Consider the following 15,173-nt stretch of genomic DNA (forward strand, 5'->3'; position numbering starts at 1 on the left):
CAACCGAAGCTGGAACGAGGTTAATTGGCATTTGACAAGTGCACGCTGTTGAGTTCTCAAGGATCGAACGCTCCCCCCAGCCAGCCTCACGACCAACCCAGAAGGGCAACTTCACCACCTTACCCCCACACCAACCAACCGTCAAATCCGACGATCTCGAGTGAGAGGCTTCCACCCCGAGCCCGAGAGCCCTGTCGCTCCGAAGAGTTCCGTTGGGGTGGAGGTTGTTCACTGCTTGAGGGGGCGGGGCCTTCCGGCCCGCTCGCTCTCCCTTTGGGGCGAACAGGTAAAACACTACGCCGCGGGGAGCGGACGGGCAAATCCGTGCGGCATCCCGGGCGTGTCGGGCGCTCGAGGAGGCGAAACGGATGCCTCGCGCCCCTCGATCGAGCGGGCGACGATGAGGCGGCTGCGCGGAAAGCCGCCCCGGTCGCAGATGGATCGGGGCGGCTCGGTTCCCGACGCGGGCGCGGCGGTCAGCTCGCGACGGCCTGAGGCACGGTCTCGTGCGCCTGAACGACGGAAGAGCGAGCTTCCGTCGTCACTTCGATCTTGCGCGACTTGGCCCTCTCGCTCACGGGGATCGTGACGCTCAGCACGCCGTTGTCGTACGTCGCCGAGATGTGCTCGGTGTCGACGCCCTGGCCCAGGCTGAGCTGGCGCAGGAAGCTCGCGCCCTCGCGTTCCCGCGTGATCCACTTGACACCCTCTCCCGTCGGGACGGAGCGCTCGGCGCGGATCGTGAGCAGCTGACCGTCGACGTCGATGTCGACCGAGCCCGGGTCGACACCCGGAAGGTCGGCCGTGAGGACGTAGTGGTCACCGTCGCGGTACAGGTCCATCGGCATGCGACGCGGACCGCGGCGCGGGTCGAGAAGACCCGACGCAAGCCGGTCGAATTCGCGGAACGGGTCGTAAGTGGCCATGGTGATCTCCTCTCGATTCGAAGATTGAGTCCACTCGACTCAACCGCATCCAGATTAGCACTCTCACCCCGAGAGTGCCAGAAGTGATCGCCGCATCCACCGCCCTCTCACGAGTCGCGCGGGGTCGACCTCAGCGGGCACGCGGCGTTCGCACCACCTGGGTCGGCAGCGCGGGCGTCGATGCGGCGTTCGTCGGGCGCGATCCCTCCGGCAGCTCCTGGTACTGAGTGCGCAGCTCGTTCTTGCGGATCTTGCCGCTCGCGGTGCGGGGCAGCTCGTCGACGAACACGACTCCGCGGGGCACCTTGTACTTCGCGAGCCGGCCGTCGAGGGGCGCCAGGATCTCCTCGGGGGCGAGCAGCTCGCCGGGGCGCAGCGCGACGACGGCGAGCGGGACCTCCCCCCAGCGTTCGTCGGGGATGCCGATGACCGCGACGGCGTCGATGGCGGCGTTCTCCATGATGATCTGCTCGATCTCGGCGGGGTAGACGTTCTCGCCGCCGGAGATGATCATGTCCTTCAGCCGGTCGCTGATGACGAGGTAGCCCTGCGCGTCGAGATGGCCGATGTCGCCGGAGCGGAACCACGTGCCGCGGTGCGCGTCGCGCGTGGCATCCGGCCGCAGCCAGTACTCCTTCATGACGTTCGGCCCGCTGATCTCGATCTCGCCCGCCTTCCCGGCGGGCAGCTCGGCCCCGTCCGGCCCCACGACGCGGACATCGGTGAAGAAGTGCGCGAGCCCCGAAGACCCGGGGTGATCGTGCGCTTTGCGGTACGGCAGCGACGTCGCACCGGGCGAGGTCTCGGTCATGCCGAACCCCGACGAGAAGTGCAGCCCGCGCGCCTCGTACGCCTCGGACACCCGCGACGGCACGGCCGATCCGCCGCACGTGAGCTTGCGCAGAGACGACAGGTCGGTGGCCTCCCACGCCGGATGTTCGGCGAGCAGCTGGAACGTCGTCGGCACACCGGACAGGCTCGTGATGCGGTGCTCGGCGATCGCGGCGAGCACCGCGCCCGGGTCGACCTTCTGCTGCAGGACGAGGGTCCCGCCCTTCAGGAGCGTGGGCAGCGCGCCCATGCCGAGCGAGGCGACGTGGAACATCGGCGCGATCAGGAGCGCCCGCTCATCGCTCGTGACGTCGTAGTCGACGAGGACGTTGAGGGCGTTCCAGGTCAGGTTCCCATGCGTGAGGACGGCGCCCTTGGGTCGCCCCGTCGTGCCCGACGTGTAGAGGATCATCGCGGGATCGTCGAGGCTGACCGGAACGTCGTCGCCTGGGACGGATGCCGCGGCCAGCACCTCATCGAGTGCTTCGACCGCGGGGGCCTCGGGCGCACCCTCGACGACGATGCGATGCTCGATGCCGCTCGACCACGCCGCCGCGCGGGCGAGAGCGCGCTGCTCCTCGTGGAGGATCAGCACGCGTGCCCCGCAGTCGTCGATCATGTACTCGAGCTCACGCGGCGCGAGTCGGGTGTTCAGCGGCACGAAGATCGCCCCCCGCAGCCCGCACGCGAAGAACGTCGTCAGGAAGTCGGGATGGTTGTTGCCGAGGTAGACGACACGGTCCCCCTTGCGGACGCCCCGCTCGGCGAGCGCGCCGGCGAGCAGGTCGATGCGCGCCGCGAACTCCTCATACCGCACCGCCGTGTCGCCGTGGACGACGGCGACGTCGCCCTCCGACTTGACGCGCCGCCGCGAGATCCACGTCCCCAGTCCCTGGTTGTCCATCGGTGTCCTCCCCTTCGAGGTGCGGTGCGCGCGGTGCTCAGGCGTAGAAGCGGTAGATTCCGCGGGCGACGACGGCGGGCTTCGTGCCGCCCTCGATCTCGATCGTCTGGTCGACGGCGAACTGGTAGCCGCCGGGCACCTCGGTGACCTCGGCGATGACGGCATTCATCCGCACGCGGGCGCCGACCTTCACGGGCGAGACGAACCGCACCTTGTCGAGACCGTAGTTCACGCGCGTCGTGACGCCGGTCACGTCGAACAGCTCCGACCAGAACTTCACGGTGAGCGACAGCGACAGGAACCCGTGCGCGATCGGCCCGCCGAAAGGTCCCTCGGCCGCACGCTCGGGGTCGACGTGGATCCACTGGTGGTCGTCGGTCGCGTCCGCGAACAGGTTCACGCGGTCCTGCGTGACCTCGAGCCAGTCGGTGTCCCCGAGGTCGGTGCCGGCGAGGCCGGCGACGTCGTCGTAGGCGTAGGTCGTGGTCATGAGTGGGGGCCTTTCGGTCGGTTGTTTCGGTTCAGGCGAAGGCGGAGAGGCCGGTCAGAGCTCGTCCGACGATGAGGGCGGTGATCTCGTGCGTGCCCTCGTACGAGTAGACGGCTTCGGCGTCGGCGAAGAAGCGCGCGACATCGTGCTCGAGCAGGATGCCGTTGCCGCCGGCGACCTCGCGGGCGAGCGCGACGGTCTCGCGGGCCAGGCGCGCGGTCTGCATCTTGGCGAGGGCGGAGTTCTCGTCGGCGTACTCCCCGGCATCCTGCCTCACCGACAGTTGGACGACGAGGCCGAGCGACGCGGTGAGGTTGCCGAGCATGCGGGCGAGCTTCTCCTGCACGAGCTGGAAGCCCCCGACGGGGCGACCGAACTGCGGGCGCTCTGCGACGTAGCGCAGCGCGGCATCCAGCGCACCGGCCTGCAGCCCCGTCGCGATCCACGCGACGTCCGACCGCATGACGCGGAGGATGCGCGCGACGTCGCGCCATCCGTTCACGCGCTGCAGCCGGTCGGACTCGCCGACGCGCACGCCGTCGAGCGTGATCTGCGCGTTCTGCATGGGCCGCAGTGACACCTTGCCGCGCATCACCTCGATCGTCACACCCTCGGCGGTACGCGGCACGAGGAACGCCTTGACCTCACCGTCGGCCTCGTCGCGCGCGAACACTGCGAGGACGTCGGCGGTGTCGGCGCCGCCGATCCAGCGCTTCACCCCGCTGAGCATCCACTCGTCGCCGTCGCGTCGCGCCCGCGTCGCGAGCCCGCCCGCGATGTCGGAGCCGTGCTCGGGCTCGGTCAGTGCGAACACGCCGGTCGTCTCGAACGAGCGGATGCGCGGGTCGAGGCCCGCGACCTGCTCGGCCGACCCGCCGTGACGGACGGTGGAGCGGAACAGCCCGGACTGCGCGTTGTACAGCGTCGCGACCGACACGTCGGTGCGCGCGAGCACGTAGTTGCGGAAGCCCGAGTAGATGCTCGAGTCGGCCTCGGAGTCGGTCACGCCGGCCGGGCGCATCAGCCCGAGCGGCACGAGGGCGCGCAGGATCTCCGGCGGCATGGTCGCGGTCTCCCAGGCATCCGCGAGCAGGGGACGGATGTCGGTGTCGAGCGTCTCGGCGAGCCCGACGAGCGCGCGCTGCGCGGCATCGCTCAAGTGCGCGGCAGCGAAGCCGTACGGGTCGAGCCCGATCACCGACGACGAGACCGCCATGTCAGTCACCGAGCCCAGGGGACGGCAAGAGCTGCAAGAGCCGCGCGGCGTTGTCCTTCACGATGCCGGGGAGGACCTCTGACTTGAACAGGCCGGCCTCCTCGTCGACGCGGGCATCCGCCATCCAGCGGTCGGGGGTCAGCAGCGGGAAGTCGGAGCCGAACAGCACGCGGGTCTTCAGATACGAGTTCGCCGCGCGCACGAGGGACTCGGGGAAGTACTTCGGGCTCCACCCGGACAGGTCGATCCACGTGTTGTGCTTGTGCGTCGCGACCGCGAGCGCTTCGTCCTGCCACGGCACCGACGGGTGTGCCATCACGATCTGCAGATCCGGGAAGTCGGCGGCGACTCCGTCGAGCAGCATCGGGTTCGACAGCGCGAGCCGCAGCCCTCGGCCGCCGGGAAGGCCTGCGCCGATCCCGGTCTGACCGGTGTGGAAGAGGGCGACGACCCCGGCCTCCTGCAGCGCCGCGTAGATCGGATGCCAGCGCTCATCGGAGGGGTCGAATCCCTGCACGGTCGGGTGGAACTTGAACCCGCGCACGCCGTGATCCTCGGCGAGACGCCGCACCCGGTCGACCGCGTCGGGCCGGTGCGGATCGACCGACCCGAACGGGATCAGGACGTCGTTGTTGCGGGCGGCGCCCGCGGCGATCTCCTCGCTCGACAGCGGCGGCTGGCCGAGCTGGGCTTCGGCATCGACCGTGAACACGACCGCCGCCATGCGACGCTCGCGGTAGTACGCGGCGACCGAGTCCAGGTCGGGCCGGCCCGCGCCCACGGCGAAGTAGCGCGATGCGGCCTCCGCGAGATCCGGCGGCAGCGACGTGTGCCCGTGGTCGTCGACCTCGATGTGCACGTGGACGTCGATCGCGCGGATGCTCTCGAGGTCGATCGCGGGTTCGTAGCGGGCCATGGTCAGCGCTGCAGGTCGTCGGGCAGTGCGGGGAACCGCTCGCCCACGGACTGCTGCCGATCGCCGACGAGCCGGGGGAAGTCCTCCGCGAGCGCCTCGTACGACCAGCCGCCGTCGTGATACTCGGTCACGGCGGGCTCGGGGTGCGACCACACCTGCAGCCGGTCGCCGCCGATGCCGATCGCCTGACCGGTGACGGATGCCGCGGCATCCGACGCGAGGTACGCGATGAGTCCCGCGACGTCCTGCGACGTGCCGAAACCGAGGTCGTGGCGGAAGAACGCGGGCATGGGCTCACCGGCCGCCTCCGCCTCGACGGCGGCGGCGAAGTAGGGGACGGTCGCCGTCATGGCGGTCGCGGCGACCGGGATGACGGCGTTCGCCGTGATGCCCGCCTTCTTGAGCTCGAGCGCCCACGTGCGGACCATGCCGACGATGCCCGCCTTCGCGGCGGCGTAGTTGGTCTGGCCGAAGTTGCCGCGCTGGCCGGTCGGCGAGCCGATGCAGATGATGCGGCCGGCGATCTCGTTCTCACGCATGTAGGTCGCGGCCTCGCGCACGCACGTGAACGTGCCGCGCAGGTGCACGCCGATGACGGTGTCGAAGTCGTCGTCGCTCATCTTCCACAGCACCGTGTCGCGCAGCACACCGGCGTTCGTGACGAGGATGTCGAGGCGCCCGAACTCGCGGACGGCGGTCTCGACGAGCTGCTTCGCGGTCTCGGTGGGCCCGACCGGCAGCGCGACGGCGACGGCTCTGCCCCCGGCATCCGTGATCGAACGCACGGCATCATCGGCGGTGGCGGCATCCACGTCGTTGACGACGACGGCTGCCCCTTGCCGCGCGAGCTCCTGCGCATAGGCCAGACCGAGGCCACGACCCGATCCGGTGACGACGGCGACTTTGCCTGCGAGCGACATGCGATCTCCCTTGTTCTCCTCGATGAGACCAGGTTTAATTGAATTTGTCAATCATTGACCTTCAGTATTCTTGTAGAATCGCCCTCATGACGAATGCGCCGCTCGACTCGCCCGCCGACGAGCGCCCGCTGATGGACGACCTGAGCTTCCTGCTGGCGCGCTCCAACGCCGCGTCGCTGGTCGCCGGAAACGCCGCGCTGGCGCCGTTCGGCCTTCGCGTGCGTTCGTACTCGGTGCTGGCGTCGGCGTGCGCTCCCGCGACGATGACCCAGCGCGAGATCGCGGAGTTCCTGCGCCTCGACCCCAGCCAGGTCGTGCCCCTCGTCGACGACCTCGAGGCGAAGGGGCTCGTCGATCGCGCCCCGGACCCTCGCGACCGGCGCGCCAACGTCATCTCGGCCACGCCCGCGGGCACCGCGTTGTTCACCGCCGCGCGCGTCGCCATCCTCGAGGCGGAGCGCACGACGCACGCCGCACTCACCGACCGGGAACGCGAAACGCTCGCTCGATTGCTCCACAAGACCGCCTTCCCGGAAGAAGGGTGACCCGCGCCCGCATCCGCTCGCCTCACTGCGGACCCGCGAGTGCCCCTGCGGTCGCCGCGAAGACCCGCTCCCCCGCGATCCAGGTCGACGACACCCGCGCCCGGTGGATCTCGGTCGGGTCGAGGCCGAACGGGTCGGGAGAGATCGTGACGAGATCTGCGCGGTACCCCAGCGCGATCCGTCCGGTGTCGCCGTCGCGGCGGTTCACGTAGGCGCTCCCCGACGTGTAGGCGGCGAAAGCCGTCGCGAGATCGAGCCGCTGGTGCACGCCGCCCAGCGGCGGAGCGACCGAGCCCGGCGCGACCCGGTTCACCGCGACGTGGATCGCGGCGAGCGGGTCGGCGCTCGACACGGGCCAGTCGCTCCCCGCCGCCAGGCGCGCGCCGGCGCGGTGCAGCTCGCCGAACGGGTAGTGACGCGCCTCGGCCCCCTCCTGCAGGAACGGAAGGGTGAGCTCGTCGAGCTGCGGCTCGTGGCACGCCCACAGCGCCTGCAGATTCGCCGTCGCATCGAGCGCGGCGAACCTGCCGACGTCCTCCGGCGCGATGACCTGGAGATGCGCGAGGTGGTGGCGCGGCCCGTCCGGCCCGTTGGCGGTGCGTGCGGCCTCGACCGCGTCGAGCGCCTCTCGCACGGCCCGATCCCCCAGCGCATGGAAGTGCACCGCGAAGCCCGCGGCATCCAGCGCCGTCACGTGATCCCGGAGCGCCGCGGCGTCGATGAACGACAGGCCGTGCTCACCTGTGTCGTGGCCATGGGCGTCGCGGTAGGAGCCGATCATGGCGGCCGTATGGTTCTCGGCGATGCCGTCGACCATGATCTTCACGGTTCCGAAGTCGAGGCGCGTCGGCTCCGAGGCGTCCGGATCGGCCGTGAACTCCGCCCGCCGGGCGATGAAGTCGTCGATCTGCTCGGCGCCGCGGTCCCGATGCCACCACTGCGACGCGACGACGTGCACCCTGAGGGTGCCCTCGGCGCGCGCCCGCCGGTAGCCGTCGAGCGGATCGACGCCGCTCAGGTCGCCGCCGACGAGCGCATCCTGCCAGCCCGTGATGCCCAGCGCCACGAGCGCGTCCTGCGCACGCAGCAGTCCCGCGTAGGCGAGATCGGCGTCGAGCACCGGCCGCGCGGCGTCGAAGAGAGCGGATGCCCCTTCGTGGAACGTCCCCGCGGGAAAACCGCTCGGCTCTCGCTCGATGCGGCCGTCGACGAGGTCCGGGGTCGAGGCGTCGAGCCCCGCGGCCTGGATCGCCGCGGTATTCGCCCAGGAGCTGTGATGGTCGCGGCTCGCGAGCAGGACGGGGCGGTCGGGCACGGCCTCGTCGAGCAGGCGCCGCGTGGGCGCCCCACCGGCGAAGTGGTCCATGGACCAGCCACCGCCGAGGATCCACGCCTCGCCGGGGTGGGCATCGGCGTAGGCACGGATGCGCGCGAGCGTGTCCGCGGCATCCGTCGCCTCGCTGAGTTCGCACTGCAGCAGCTCGACGCCGCCCCCGACGGGGTGCACGTGCGCGTCCTGGAAGCCGGGCGACAGCAGGGCGCCGTCCAGGTCGATGATCGTGGTCGCCGGCCCGATGAGCGCGGATGCCTCGTGCTCGGGCACGACCGCCACGATCCGCCCGTCGGAGACCGCCACTGCATGACCGTGCCGGGGTTCACCCGAGCCGAGGAACACGGCTCCGCCGCGGAACACCGTGTCGGCGAACGGGCGGCGCGCGCCCGGCTCTGTCGTCTGCGCCACCCGGTTCACGAGACGGCCACGCGGGTCGGCGAGATCGGCGTGAGCACGCCGAGCGCCGCCTCGACGTCGCGACCCGCGGCGAGCGCGACGTGGTCGTGGTCGCGCGCGGCGATGAGCTGGATGCCGGTCGGCAGCCCGTCCTCGTCGAGCCCCGTGGGCACGGCGACCGAGGGGAGGCCGAGGAAGTTCACGGCGACGAGCAGCCGGTGGTCGCGCCACAGCTGCGTCGTCGCGTCGGGGCCGGACAGGTCAAAGCCGATGTGCGGCATCCGTCGTGCGGACACCGGTCCGAGGATGATCGGGAAGCGCTGCTGGAAGCTCTCCCACGCGGCCGCGATCACGACCCGGAAGGCCCACGCCCCGCCGTACGCCTCGCCGGACTCGAGGAACTGCGTCTCCGACGCGTTGTCGAGGAAATAGCGCGTCGACCCCTCGCCGAGAGGAGCCGGCAGGCCGCCCGGCCGGAACGCTCCGACCATCTCCGTCGTCGACAGCTGCCGCCACAGCGTCGCGGCCTCTTCGAGAAGCGGCGGCTCGGCGTCCTCGACCTCCCAGCCGGCCGCGACGAGTGCATCGGCGGCGCGCACGATCGCCTCGGCGACCTGCGGATCGACGCCCCATCCGAGCGGATCACGGACGACGGCGACGCGGCGCGGGCCGTCGTAGGCCGAGGGGTGCGCGACGGTCCGGACGAGCGGGTCGGCGCCATCCGCGCCGTGCATGAGCGAGAACGCGAGGTCGAGGTCGGCGACGTGCCGCGCAATGGGGCCGTTCACGGCGAAATGCTGGAGCGTCAGCGACACGGGCTCGCGCGTCTGAGCCGTCGGCGCGGGCACGCGCCCGGCCGAGGGGCGCAGGGCGCAGACGCCGGCCGCATAGGCGGGCAGGCGGAGCGAACCGCCGTAGTCGTTGCCGAGTCCGAGCGGCACCATTCCGGTCGCGACAGCAACGGCGTCGCCGCCGCTCGACCCGCCCGGCACCCGCGCCGGATCCCAGGGGTTGAGCGTCCGGCCGAACAGGTCGTTGTCGGTGTCCCACCGGAGGCCGAAGTCGGGCATGTTCCCACGTGCGATGGGGATCGCGTCGGCCTCGCGCAGGCGGCGCACCATCGTGGCATCCGCCTCCGGCACCGCGTCGGCGAGGAAGGACCATCCGCTCGTCGAGGCGGACCACGTGAGGTCGATGTTCTCCTTGACGCAGAACGGCACTCCGGCGAGGGGGCCGACGGGCTCGCCGACCGCGATGCGCGCGTCGATGTCGGCGGCGAGCGCCCGCGCGCGATCGGCGAAGACCACCGTGATCGCGTTCACGGCGGGATTCACCTCGGCGATGCGCTCGAGGTGCGCCTCGACGACGTCGACGGCGGTCGCGGCACCCGTGCGGACGGCGGCGGCGAGCTCCGCGACACCGAGGGCGTACAGAGAGCGTGAGGACGTCATTTCTTTCCTTTGCGGGTGATGATGCGCTGCGTGGAGGTCGCGACGGAGGGCAGCGGCGCCGTGCGCGTGTCGCGACGGCGACGCCGCGGCTGCCAGCCCTCGCGCGGGATCGAGTCGAGCAGCTCTCGCGTGTAGTCGGTCTGCGGGTGGTCGAGGACGTCGGCGATCGGGCCCTGCTCGACGACGCGTCCGCGGCGCATCACGACGACCTGGTCGCACAGCCGCCGGACGGTCAGGAGATCGTGCGAGATCATGAGCAGCGCGACGCCGGTCTGGCTGCGGATCGCGTCGAGGAGCGTCAGGATCTCGACCTGCGTCGTGACGTCGAGAGCGGAGACCGCCTCGTCGAGGACGAGGATCTCGGGGTCGGCGGCGAGCGCCCGCGCGATCGCGACGCGCTGGCGCTGCCCGCCGGAGAGCGAGCGCGGGCGCTGGTCGGCGAGGTCGGGAGCGAGGGTGACGGATGCCAGCAGCTCGTCCACCCGCGCGTCGATGTCGGCTCGGGATGCCCGCGGGCGGTGGACGCGGAGCGCCTCGGTGAGGCACTGCCGCACCGTCTGCCGGGGGTCGAGCGACTGATACGGATCCTGGAACACCATCTGGGCGATGCGGGCGCGACGGCGGCGCTCGGTCGTGCCGCGCGCCGCACGCGTCCAGTCCTCGCCCTTGACGGCGACCTCGCCGGCATCGGCAGACTCGAGTCCGCACACGATGCGGGCCGTCGTGGACTTGCCCGAGCCGGACTCGCCCACGATGCCGAGCGCGCCGCCCGCGCCCAGGCGGAAGGAGACGTCGTCGACGGCGACGAACTCCTCGCGCCCTCCTCCGCGCGCAGCGCGCACCTGGAACGTCTTGCGCAGGCCGGTCACCGCGAGGACGGGCTCTTCCCTCTCGGCGGCCGGGGCCTCGAGCTCGGCCGGGAGCGTCGCCGACAGCAGTCGCCGCGTGTACGGATCGGTGGCGTCCTCCCGCATCGTCGACGCCGACAGCGTCTCGATCGTGCGGCCGTGCTGCATGACCGTCACCCGGTCGCAGACGGCGCCGGCGAGGGCCAGGTCGTGCGTGATGAACAGCATCGCGAGCTCGCGGTGGCGGCGGAGGTCGCCGATGACGGCCATGACCTCCTCCTGCGTCGTGACATCGAGCGCCGTCGTGATCTCGTCGGCGAGCAGGATCCGCGGGTCCATCGCGAGGGTCGCGGCGATCATGACGCGTTGCAGCAGGCCGCCGGACAGCTCGCCCGGTCGCTGCCGCATGCGACGACCGGGATTGTCGATACCGACCTCGTCGAGCAGCTCGATCGCGCGCCGGTTCGCGGCATCCGGCTTCTCGCCGGCGACGGCGACGAGCGCCTCCGTCATGAAGTCGCCGATCGAGCGAAGCGGGTTCAGATGCGCCCGCGGCGTCTGGAAGATCATGCCGAGTCGCCGCGCACGGACCGCGCGCAGCTGCGCGCGGGAGAGCGTATCGAGGTCGACGCCGTCGATGCGGATCGTCCCGCTCACGGTGAACCCGTCGGGCACGAGACCCGCGACCGCCCGCGTGGAGAGCGTCTTGCCGGAGCCCGACTCGCCGACGAGGCCGAGCGCTTCGCCCGCCCGCACCTGCAGCGTGCAGTCGTGCACGAGCGGCCGACCGGTCGGCGTCGCGACCCCGACGTGGTCGAGCTCGAGGACGATGTCGCTCATGCGTCGCTCCGTTCCGCCCACGCGGTCACGCGCGCGCCGAGGATGTTGACCGCGAGCACCGTCAGCACGACGAGCAGCGCCGGGTACATCGACTGCTCGGGCGCTCCGGTCAGCAGGGCCGGCTGGCCGGCGGAGATCATGACGCCCCAGTCGGATGCCGGGGGCTGCGCGCCGAGGCCGAGGAACGAGATCGCGGCGAGGTCGAGCATGGCGTAGCCGAATCCGATCGTCGATTGTGCAAGGAGGGTCGGGAGGAGCGCCGGCACCAAGTGGCGGAAGCAGATCGCGAACGACGAGATGCCCTGGATGCGCAGCGCGGCGATGTACGGTCTGCCGAGCTCGGAGCGCGCTCCCGCGCGCACGAGCCGCGAGACGATCGGCAGGTACGCGATCGACAGCGCGAGGACCGGTGCGACGAGCCCCTTGCCGAACATCGCGACCGCGAGCACGGCCAGCACGAGACCTGGGATCGCGAAGATCACCTCGACGACGCGCGTGCTCACGCCGTCCACCCAGCCGCCGAACCACGCGGATGCGATGGCCACGACGGCCCCGAGCACGGTCGAGATCACGACGACGAACACCGGCGCGAACACGCTCGGGGCAGCGCCCATCATGACGCGCGAGAGGATGTCGCGGCCGAGGTCGTCGGTGCCGAGCAGGTGCGCGAGGCTCGACGGACCCGAGATCGGACCCACGTAGAGCTCGTTCGGGTCGTAGGGCGCGAGCAGCGGGCCGAAGAGGGCGAGCGCGACGATCGCGAGCGCCACGACCGCGGCGGCGACGAACAGAGGATCACGGGCGGCGGCGCGGCGCGCGACGCGCGGCACCCGGCCCCCGGCGAGCTGGGCGACGCTCATGCGAGCCTCCTCGATCGGGCGGAATCGGGGTCGATGAGGGCGATCACGACGTCCACGACGGCGTTGAGGACGACGAAGATCGCGACGAGCAGCAGCGAGATCACCTGCACGACGGGGAGATCCTTGCGCGCGGCTGCCTCGGTCAGCAGCGACCCGAGCCCGCCGATGCCGAATGCCTGCTCGGCGATCGCGGACACCGCGAACAGCCCCGCGATCGTCGCGCCCGAGATCGCGAGGATCTGCGGCGAGGCGTTCAGGAACACGTGCCGCCGGAAGATGGCGCTGTGCGGGATGCCGCGCACGCGGGCCGTGTCGACGTGCTCGGCGTGCAGCTGGCCGACGACGGCGCCGCGCGTGATGCGACTCAGGTACGCGATGTACATGACCGAGAGCGAGATGGCGGGAAGGGTCAGGTGGTACAGGTTGTCGAGGAGACCGCTGCCCGCGCCGTACACCGGGAACCAGCCGAGCACGCGTCCGAAGACCCAGATGAGGCCGATCGCGACGACGAAGGTCGGCAGGGCGACTCCGACCGAGGTGAGCACGAGGATCGTCCGGTCGACGGCACGCCCGCGCGTCGCGGCGAGGATGCCGGACCCGACGCCGAACACGCCGATGAGGACGATCGTGTAGACGACGAGCAGCAGCGTGATCCCGATGCGCGGCGCGATCAGCTCGGCGACGGGCGTCTTGTAGACGAACGACGTGCCGAGGTCGCCCGTGAACACCCCCTGGACCCACAGCAGGTACTGCACCCACACGGGCTGGTCGAGGTGGTGCTGCGCGCGGATCTGCGCGATCATCTCCGGCGTCGGACGCACCCCGCCGGCGATCGCCGTCACCGGATCGCCCGGTGTCAGCAGCATCGCCGCGAAGATGACGACGCTGGCCAGGAACAGGGTCAGCAGCAGCCCGCCGAGCTTGCCCGCCAGCTGTCGCAGCACGTTCGCGCTCATCGGTCTCCTCCTTCCCTGTTCCCGGCCGCGCCGTCTGTCACTTGCCGCCGAGCTGGAGCGCCCACGGGCTCGAGTACGCCGCGACCGAGGTGACGGCGCCCGTGAGCTCGTTGCTGATGAACAGCGTCTGATAGGCGCCCGCCAGCGTGACCTGCAGCATGTCCGGCGCGAAGATCGCCTGCGCCTTCACGTAGGCGTCGGCGGATGCCTGCGGGTCGGTCGCGGTGCGCGCCTGCTGCAGCAGCGCCGTGACCTCGTCGTTCGCGTAGCCGCTCCAGTTGAAGATGCCGCCGAGGTCGGCGGGCAGCGCGAACAGCTGCGGGTTCGGCAGCGCTCCCGGCGTCTCGATGTAGCCGACCGTGGCGACGAAGTCGATGTCCTCGCGGGCGCTCTCGTCGACGAAGATCGCGGCGAAGTCGGAGGCCTGCCGCTCGTCGACTTCCACCGTCAGCCCGATCTGCTGAGCGGCGCTCTGCACGATGGCGGCGGTCTGGGACAGCTCCTTGGCGCCCGCGGGGACCGCGATCTTCAGCGGCACGGACGTGTCCTCGCCGGACTCCGCGACGAGCTTCTTCGCGGCATCCAGATCGAGGGCCAGCGCGGGCAGCTCGTCGTACGCGGCCTGGTAGGTGTCGGCGGCCGGCGAGCCCGACCACGAGAACGGCGCGACGAAGCTGTTCTGCACGTAACCGAGACCGCCCAAGACCGTCTGGATGTACTGCTCGCGGTCGATCGCCATGCTCAGCGCCCGGCGGACCTCGGGGTTCGCCCCGGCACCCGTGGAGCGCGTGGGCCCGAACGAGTATGAAGCCGTCGACGGCCCGAGCACGAGGTGCCCCTTGTCCGAGCCTTCGAACGCGGTACGCGCTGCCGGGGGCACATTGAACGCGCCGTCGACTTCTCCCTCGAGGAGCGCGTTGGTCAGGGTCGTGCCGTCGGCGATGAACTTGTAGGTGATCTTCGCCACATGCGGCGCTCCGCCGTAGTAGTTCTTGTTCGCGACGGTCACGATCTCGCTGCCCGGCGTCCAGGAATCGAGTTCGTACGGGCCCGCGCAGAGGATGCCGCCGCTCGACGTGCCGAGCGCGGCGCCCGCCTTCTCGCTGAAGGCCTTGCTGAGCACGGCGCCGCCACCGCTCGCGATCGCGGCGCGGAAGTCGGCATCGGGCGCCGAGAAGTGCACGGTCACCTGGGAGTCGCCGGTCGCCTCCATCGAGTCGACGAAGACGAAGGCGCCGAAGTAGCCGTCGGCGACGTTGTCCTTGTGCCGCCCGAGACTGTAGATGACGTCGTCGGGGGTGACGGGCGTTCCGTCCGAGAACGTCACGCCTTCGCGGATGTCGATGACGAACGTGACGGGATCGGTCCATTCGGCCGAGCTCGCGATGCCGTCGCCGATCGAGAAGTCGGGCTCGACGCGAAGCAGGCTCTCGCAGATGTTCGGGGCGACGAAGTTGTAGTCGGATCCCGCGAGGAGCGAGAGCGGCTCGCCCTCGACGAGCGCCCAGGTCACCGCGTCGACGTCCTTCGTGCCGGCGGGCATGGATGCCACGACGGCGGACTCGTCGACGGGGGCGGCGGTCGGGGATTCGCCGCCGCCGTCACGCGACGTGCATCCGGTGAGCACCAGGAGCGCGGTGGCGCCGACGGCGATGGCGGCGAGGCTGGCGCGGGGGCCGGAGATTCTCATAGCGGGTCCTTTCGCAGGGTCGCGCGCCGGCCGGTCACCGATGACGCGCAG

At 71.0% G+C, this 15,173-nt stretch carries 13 protein-coding genes; 1 reads left to right on the plus strand and 12 read right to left on the minus strand.

Going from position 1 to position 15,173, the window contains the following annotated elements; genetic code table 11:
* Positions 1-476: 476 nt before the first annotated feature.
* The 6 genes from J0I43_RS03435 to J0I43_RS03460 all read right to left on the minus strand — a co-directional run bounded on the left by J0I43_RS03435 (position 477) and on the right by J0I43_RS03460 (position 6,203).
* A complete protein-coding gene (locus tag J0I43_RS03435; RefSeq protein WP_292859100.1) occupies positions 477-926 on the minus strand; it encodes an Hsp20/alpha crystallin family protein in 450 nt (149 codons plus the stop codon).
* Between the two features lie 130 nt (positions 927-1,056).
* Positions 1,057-2,661: a long-chain fatty acid--CoA ligase gene (locus J0I43_RS03440; RefSeq protein ID WP_292859103.1), complete on the minus strand. Its 1,605-nt coding sequence runs from the start codon at positions 2,659-2,661 to the stop codon at positions 1,057-1,059.
* A 37-nt stretch (positions 2,662-2,698) separates the two neighbouring features.
* On the minus strand, positions 2,699-3,151 hold the full coding sequence (locus tag J0I43_RS03445; protein WP_292859106.1) for a MaoC family dehydratase: 453 nt from the start codon (positions 3,149-3,151) through the stop codon (positions 2,699-2,701).
* A 31-nt stretch (positions 3,152-3,182) separates the two neighbouring features.
* Positions 3,183-4,367 (minus strand): acyl-CoA dehydrogenase family protein, encoded by a 1,185-nt coding sequence (locus J0I43_RS03450; protein ID WP_292860586.1) that lies wholly within the window; start codon positions 4,365-4,367, stop codon positions 3,183-3,185.
* A gap of 1 nt (position 4,368) precedes the next feature.
* Positions 4,369-5,283 (minus strand): amidohydrolase family protein, encoded by a 915-nt coding sequence (locus tag J0I43_RS03455; protein ID WP_292859109.1) that lies wholly within the window; start codon positions 5,281-5,283, stop codon positions 4,369-4,371.
* Positions 5,284-5,285: 2 nt separating this feature from the next.
* A complete protein-coding gene (locus J0I43_RS03460) occupies positions 5,286-6,203 on the minus strand; it encodes an SDR family NAD(P)-dependent oxidoreductase (protein ID WP_292859112.1) in 918 nt (305 codons plus the stop codon).
* An 86-nt stretch (positions 6,204-6,289) separates the two neighbouring features.
* On the opposite strand from J0I43_RS03460, the gene J0I43_RS03465 reads away from it, so the two are divergent.
* On the plus strand, positions 6,290-6,748 hold the full coding sequence (locus tag J0I43_RS03465) for a MarR family winged helix-turn-helix transcriptional regulator (protein ID WP_292859115.1): 459 nt from the start codon (positions 6,290-6,292) through the stop codon (positions 6,746-6,748).
* Between the two features lie 22 nt (positions 6,749-6,770).
* On the opposite strand, the gene J0I43_RS03470 is transcribed toward J0I43_RS03465, so the two are convergent.
* Genes J0I43_RS03470 through J0I43_RS03495 form a run of 6 tightly spaced genes read right to left on the minus strand, consistent with a single transcriptional unit; the run spans position 6,771 to position 15,122 of the window.
* A complete protein-coding gene (locus J0I43_RS03470; protein WP_292859118.1) occupies positions 6,771-8,489 on the minus strand; it encodes an amidohydrolase in 1,719 nt (572 codons plus the stop codon).
* Between the two features lie 5 nt (positions 8,490-8,494).
* A complete protein-coding gene (locus J0I43_RS03475) occupies positions 8,495-9,928 on the minus strand; it encodes an amidase family protein (RefSeq protein WP_292859121.1) in 1,434 nt (477 codons plus the stop codon).
* Positions 9,925-11,616 (minus strand): ABC transporter ATP-binding protein, encoded by a 1,692-nt coding sequence (nikE, locus tag J0I43_RS03480; protein WP_292859124.1) that lies wholly within the window; start codon positions 11,614-11,616, stop codon positions 9,925-9,927. The genes J0I43_RS03475 and nikE overlap by 4 nt, the downstream gene beginning before the upstream one ends.
* A complete protein-coding gene (locus J0I43_RS03485) occupies positions 11,613-12,476 on the minus strand; it encodes an ABC transporter permease (RefSeq protein ID WP_292859127.1) in 864 nt (287 codons plus the stop codon). Before J0I43_RS03485 ends, nikE begins: the two co-directional genes overlap by 4 nt.
* Positions 12,473-13,432 (minus strand): ABC transporter permease, encoded by a 960-nt coding sequence (locus J0I43_RS03490; protein WP_292859130.1) that lies wholly within the window; start codon positions 13,430-13,432, stop codon positions 12,473-12,475. The genes J0I43_RS03485 and J0I43_RS03490 overlap by 4 nt, the downstream gene beginning before the upstream one ends.
* Before the next feature lie 37 nt (positions 13,433-13,469).
* Complete coding sequence (locus J0I43_RS03495; RefSeq protein ID WP_292859133.1) at positions 13,470-15,122, minus strand: ABC transporter substrate-binding protein; 1,653 nt, start codon at positions 15,120-15,122, stop codon at positions 13,470-13,472.
* Positions 15,123-15,173 lie beyond the last annotated feature (51 nt).

The organism is Microbacterium sp., assembly GCF_017305435.1.
Taxonomy (GTDB): Bacteria; Actinomycetota; Actinomycetes; order Actinomycetales; family Microbacteriaceae; genus Microbacterium.